The following is a 6,194-nucleotide window of genomic DNA, read 5'->3' as shown; positions in this document are numbered from 1 at the left end:
TTCAGTTTTCAAAGGTCTACTGATGTAATTGCCTCAATCGACAACTACTTAATAGTAACAAAATGTTTTGATGTTGTCAACAACTTTTTTATTTCTGAAAACGTTGTGTTTTGAAACGACAACTTTTAAAGAATAACATCTTTTCACCTGCATGTCAACATAATATTTAAGCAAGCAATTGAAAATTGTTTTGCTGTAACAAACAACTTTACTAGAATAGCATGCCATGAAATTCATGTCAAACAATTTTTGAGATTTTCTGTAAATTACTTTCAACTTTGAAAAAATCGATTTCGATTGATAGACTGCTTTATACTATCTATAGAAATAAAGGAGTGAATTCAAATGGAAAAATACCGGACAGAAGAAGATGCGCTTGGGCCCGTCCAAATCCCGATTGATGCCCCATGGGGTCCGCAAACCGAGCGGAGCCGTCAGAATTTTAAAATCGGGCCGAAAATGCCTTATGCCGTTATTACGGCCCTACTCAATATCAAAAAAGCCGCTGCACAGGCTAACACCCAATTGCAAGTTTTGGACACTGACAAGGCACAGTTAATCATCAAAACAGTCGATTATCTGCTTCGTGAAGACTCAAAAGCCGATTTTCCGCTCGTTGTTTATCAAACTGGGAGCGGAACGCAAACCAATATGAATGTAAATGAAGTCATTGTCCACGTTGCTAAACAGATTGATCCGCAGCAATCCTTGCATCCCAATGACGATGTCAACCATTCGCAGAGTTCGAATGATACCTTTCCAACGGCCATGCAAATTGCGGCTTATGAAAGTCTGCAGAAGTTGTATCCCGTTCTGGAACACCTGATTGCTAGTTTCCAAGCTAAGCAAACTGACTACCAAGCCGTCGTTAAAATCGGGCGCACTCATCTGCAAGATGCTACACCCCTGACATTCGGCCAAGAAGTATCTGGCTGGGTCAGCAGCCTGCAGCATGACCTCGATGCGCTCAAACAGGTGCAAATCACCCTACTCGAACTGCCGATTGGCGGAACCGCAGTCGGTACTGGGCTCAATACGCCTGAGCACTTCGACCAGACTGTTGTTGCGGCCTTAACGGACCTTTATCAAGTACCCTTTAAAGCTGCCCCTAACAAGTTTCAGGGACTGACTTCGCATAGCCCGCTGGTAATTGTGCATGGCACCTTAAAGGCACTTGCTGCCGATCTATTGAAAATCGGCAACGATATTCGCTTTCTGGCAAGCGGCCCCAGAGCCGGCTATGACGAAATCAACATTCCGGCCAACGAACCGGGCTCGTCAATCATGCCCGGCAAAGTCAATCCAACCCAGATTGAAGCGCTGACAATGGTTGTCGCCCGTGTGATGGGCAACGATACCACAATCGGATTTGCCGCCAGCCAAGGTAATTTCGAGTTAAATGTCTACAAACCCGTTTTGATTGCGACGTTCCTCGAAAGTGTGACGCTCTTAACCGAAAGTATCGCTTCTGTCGATACCAAACTCGTTCAGGGAATTACCGTTAACCAGAAACGGATGACCGAACTTGTTGACCGGTCGCTGATGACTGTCACGGCGCTCAGTCCGCACATCGGTTATGAAAAAAGTGCTCAAATCGCTCAAAAAGCACAACGAGACGGCAGCTCCCTGCGGACAGCCGCCCTCGCAGCCGGCTTTGTCACAGCGGCACAATTCGACACATGGGTCGACCCGCTGGCCATGACAAACAGTCAGCCTAAGAAATGATTCTGCAACCAAATATTCCAATTACTAGTTAGCACCAGTGGATGACTCAAACGCCAGAAATCAATCTGGCGTTTTTCTTTTGGCGGCGCAGCATCAAATCGGGTCAGCTGATACCGCTGAATCAAGCTGATTACCTTTACCCCATATAAATGATCGGTCGCATAGCGGCCCGTCAAAAAATGAGCAGCCTCCTGATAAGAAAGTGTCTGACTGCGATGCGTCCCCCAATAATAAGGCGAATTTCCTAGCAAGGCTGCATAATCATGAACAGCTTCTTCCATGGAAGCCTGCTGACGAAAACCAGCCTGTGTCCAATAGGAACGCCCCTCACTGCCTTCTTCACGGGTCGTCCATTGCGTGTCATTGCCCTTAATCCCGAACAAATTCCAATTGGGCGTCTGCGATAGACGGCTGCGGCCCCAATCACTCTCCAAAATAGCCTGGGCAATCATCACCGACGGATATAAATCGGCTTGACGAACGGTAGCCGTTTCCTGGCCGAGCCGTTCAATGAATGTTCGCTGTTGGGCTGTCAGCTCGCAGGGCGGCTCTGGAATGATCGCAAAAGACGCCGTACTGGACGAATCTGTTGCGGTCGGCACAGGTGCTTGTAATTCAAACGGCGCAATTTCGACTTCAATCGGTGCAATTGTGATTTCCGGAATCGATTCGATATGAAGCGGCGCAAATAAAGCAGCGCATAGACAGAGCTGTGACAATCCTTGGAGCATGTTTCTCCCTCCTTGTTTAGGTCTCTATCGATTCATTACGCCAAATAAAAAAAGCTGCTCTTTTTTTGAGCAGCTTTTTGAATATTTTTTATTTTAATAACTTTTCAACATCGAGCACATGATCGACCCAGCTGGAATCGTAGAAGTCTTCCTCATGGGTGACGAGCAGAACGGCCCCTTCATAAGCCTTTAAGGCTGTGCGCAGGGAATCCTTAGTATCGTCATCCAAATGGTTCGTCGGTTCATCTAAGACGAGCAGATTGGCCGGCTGGAGCATCAGTGCGGCCAATTTAACCTTGACCTGTTCGCCCCCAGACAGCAGTTTGACGGGTTTGACCATTTCTTCAGCCGTTAAACCAGTACGGGCCAAGACCTGGCGGAGTTCTTTCTGCCGTTTATCGCCGAATTCATTCATTAAAAACTGCAGAGGTGTGATGTGGTCATTGTCCCATTCCAGTTCCTGTTCGAAATAGCCGAACTGAACCGTTTCGGCGACTTCAAAGTCACCGCTCAACGCTGGCTGAATTCCTAAAATAGTCTTCAACAGTGTCGACTTCCCAATCCCGTTGAATCCTTTCAGAACAACCTTTTCATTCTTCCCGATCGTAAAGTTGACGGGATTCTTCAGCAGCGGTTTATCGTAGCCGATCACCAGATCGTTGACTAATAAGAGAATCTGGCTGTTGGTGAACTGATAAGGAAATTCAAAATGCGCTTTGGTCCGATTACCAGGCGGCGTCAGCACATCCAGCCGTGCCAATTGTTTTTCCCGGCTCTTGGCACTCTTCGAACGAGTCCCGGCCTTGAACTTGCGAATGTAGGCCTTGGTTTTTTCGATATGCTGCTGCTGATGTTCATAAGCCTTCATATAAGTCTTATGATTAGCCTCTTTTTGACGCAGGGCATGTTCCAAGTCACCGGTATACTTAGTGATCTGGCCAAATTCGATATCGCAGATACTGTTGGTGACCCGTTTCAAAAATTCATAATCATGGGAGACGACAATAAAGGCGCCTTCGAAATCATTCAAATAGTCGGACAGCCAGTCGATATGATTGGTATCCAAATAGTTTGTCGGTTCATCGAGGAGGAGCACATCGGGCCGTTCCAGCAGTAATTTAGCCAAAATAATCTTGGAACGCTGGCCCCCGCTGAGCTGATCGACTTTATGATCAGGTCCAATGGCATCAAGACCCAGTCCCGTAGCCACCTGTTCGATTTTTGTATCGATTTCATAAAAATCGCCGGCTTCTAGAGCCTCCTGCAACAATCCGGCTTTTTCCAATAACTCGTCGTCCGGATTTGCCGCATAGTCGGTGTAAATCTGGTTCATGCGTTTTTCCTTGGCATCCAATTCGGCAAAGGCCGTCCGCAGAAATTCGTGGACCGTCATGCCGGGTGTCAGGTTGGCATACTGGTCCAGATAGCCAACCTTCAAATGCCGCTGCCAAGTGATCTTGCCCTCATCCGGCGTGATCGTGCCTGTCAAAATTTTGATCAGCGTACTTTTACCGACACCATTCTGGCCGATAATGCCCATATGATCTTCTTTATTCAACTGAAAACTGGCATCCTGATAAAGTTGTTTGTCGATAAACCGCTGACTCAAATTTTCAACTGTTAAAACGCTCATGGTCGTCCTCCTCTTTGTGGTTTCATGAAAAGAGGCAGCTCGTTTCGGCTGCCACTTTCAAACGTGTTTTCCTGTAAAGCAGGTTATCACACTCGCTTTCCTTCGTCAAACGTTCATCTTCTGTCTATGCGCCGAATATGCTATACTTAAAGCGAATATAACCATTGTGAGGTAATGAATGTGAGTGATCAAGCAAAAGAAGTTTGGAAAAACATTATTGAAATGGTTGTTTGGATCCTCTTTGTTTGGATTGTTGTGCGGCTCTTGCTGAAATTCGTTGTCGCCAATGAACAAGTCTTTGGACCTTCCATGCAGCCGACATTCCACCAAGGCGATCGCGTCATTGCACTGCGGCATAAAACCGTCAAACGGAATGATGTTGTCATTTTGGATGCGCCAGACGAACCTGGCGAGTTATACATCAAGCGTGTCATCGGCCTGCCCGGTGAAACCGTCGAATCGAAAAACGATAAAATGTATATCAATGGAAAGTATCTGGCCCAGCCGTATTTGAAGGAATACAAATCCAAGATGCCGGCCGGCCAATTATTGACCAACAACTTCACCCTGAAAAACGACACTGCCACGAACCGCAACACCGTTCCAAAAGATTCTTACTTTGTGATGGGCGACAACCGGACCGTCTCCAAAGACAGCCGGATGATCGGTTTCATTAAGAAGAAGAAAATCGAAGGCGTCGTGGTCTTAAGATACTGGCCGCTGAATCGCTTTAAAATCTTTTAGACAATCAGTCTGATAACAACCAAAAAAGGATTCCAAAACAATGTTTTGGAATCCTTTTTTGTATCCTTATTGATTGAACCGCTGCCGAATCCATTTGATGACTTCGAGCGCACAGTCTTGAGCCTGCGGATAAATGCCGAATTTGTCGGTAAAGGCGTGCATCATGCCTTTATAGTTGATGTAATGCGCTTCAACCCCGTTTTGGGCCATCAATTTGGCATAATCATAACCTTGCGGCCGCAAATAATCGAACTCATCGGTCACCACAAGTGCCGGTACCATCTTTTTCGCAACTTCGGCTGGAATCAGCAGTGGTGAGATACTGGGATCATCGACCGACATGTTGCGGACATAAGTTGGGTCGATCAGATTGTTGGAATCCTTCATCTGTTTCATGGCCGTCGAGATATTTTCGTATTCCGATGGGATGATATGATACTGGTCCCAACTCCACTGATGCTGGTCGGACAATTTCGGATCGAGCGATGTGACGGGATACAGTTCGACTTGGCCGGCCAAATAATGATTGCCACGTTGAGCATCAAAATAGCTCATCACAGCGGACAAATTGCCGCCGGAACTGTCGCCATTGACGACAATCTGGTTCGGATTGACCTGATAATCAGCCGCATGCTGATGGACCCAGCTGACCGCCGTATAACAATCATTTGCCGCATCTGGGGCCGCATATTCTGGTGTTAACCGATAATCAACACTGAAAACGACGGCCGGAATCTTTTCGGCATAGTATTTGCACATGTTGCGGGTCACTTCGACCGCACCGGCAAAAAAACCGCCGCCATGAATGTAAACCATTGCTGGCAAATCGCCTAAGCCTTTGCGGTCCCTTGGCGCATAAATTTCCAGCGGGACCCGATTTTCAGCCAGTGCGTGTTCTGTTTTGATATCTTCCGTCGTTAAATCGAAGTTGTGCGACCCGAATGTCTGCCGGATTTGCAGTACTTTCTTTTCGACTCCAGTCGTCGGTGTAAAATTAGCCTGGCTCGTGATTTTCGAAGCCGGCGCATACGGTGCACTCGGTGTCTCCAGTGTCTGTTTCACAATCGGATCGAGCGAACCAGGTTCAACTTTCTTCAGCCGCTTATCCTTGTGCCAGACATGATTTTCATCATGATGAAAAGCTGCTTGGGCCATCAGTTCATGGAGATCTTCAAAGTACTCTTTCGTCGTCGGTGTATAGGCATAATCTGAACGTGCCATCAGAATCACTCCTTTTTAATGCATTCTCACCATTATGGTAGCATCTCTTGAACCAGCAGAAGTAAATTTTGTCTTAAGCCTTCGTAATCGCTTTCTTTTGCCCATCCCAACTGCGTATAATGAGGGTGCAAAGGAGGTTT

The 6,194-nt window shown here is 46.8% G+C and carries 5 protein-coding genes; 2 read left to right on the top strand and 3 right to left on the bottom strand.

Going from position 1 to position 6,194, the window contains the following annotated elements:
* The first annotated feature begins 345 nt into the window (after window positions 1-345).
* The gene (locus IV40_RS09685; protein ID WP_057771055.1) at window positions 346-1,725 is read left to right on the top strand and encodes a class II fumarate hydratase; all 1,380 of its coding nucleotides are present in this window, start codon (window positions 346-348) and stop codon (window positions 1,723-1,725) included.
* Here IV40_RS09685 and IV40_RS09680 read toward each other — a convergent pair.
* Both IV40_RS09680 and IV40_RS09675 read right to left on the bottom strand, forming a co-directional pair.
* Window positions 1,710-2,456 (bottom strand): glucosaminidase domain-containing protein, encoded by a 747-nt coding sequence (locus IV40_RS09680; RefSeq protein ID WP_057771053.1) that lies wholly within the window; start codon window positions 2,454-2,456, stop codon window positions 1,710-1,712. The two genes, IV40_RS09685 and IV40_RS09680, sit on opposite strands and share 16 nt — an antisense overlap.
* An 88-nt stretch (window positions 2,457-2,544) precedes the next feature.
* Complete coding sequence (locus IV40_RS09675; protein WP_057771051.1) at window positions 2,545-4,089, bottom strand: ABC-F family ATP-binding cassette domain-containing protein; 1,545 nt, start codon at window positions 4,087-4,089, stop codon at window positions 2,545-2,547.
* A gap of 174 nt (window positions 4,090-4,263) precedes the next feature.
* Here IV40_RS09675 and lepB point away from each other — a divergent pair, with 174 nt between their 5' ends.
* Entirely contained in the window at window positions 4,264-4,833 is a 570-nt protein-coding gene (lepB, locus tag IV40_RS09670) for a signal peptidase I (protein ID WP_057771048.1), read from the top strand.
* Between the two features lie 66 nt (window positions 4,834-4,899).
* Here the strand turns inward: lepB and IV40_RS09665 are convergent, their stop codons facing one another.
* On the bottom strand, window positions 4,900-6,054 hold the full coding sequence (locus IV40_RS09665; protein ID WP_057771046.1) for an alpha/beta hydrolase: 1,155 nt from the start codon (window positions 6,052-6,054) through the stop codon (window positions 4,900-4,902).
* Window positions 6,055-6,194: the final 140 nt, after the last annotated feature.

It is taken from the genome of Lactobacillus selangorensis (assembly GCF_001437205.1).
Taxonomy (GTDB): Bacteria; Bacillota; Bacilli; order Lactobacillales; family Lactobacillaceae; genus Paralactobacillus; species Paralactobacillus selangorensis.
This window is presented reverse-complemented; position numbering and strand designations above follow the sequence as displayed.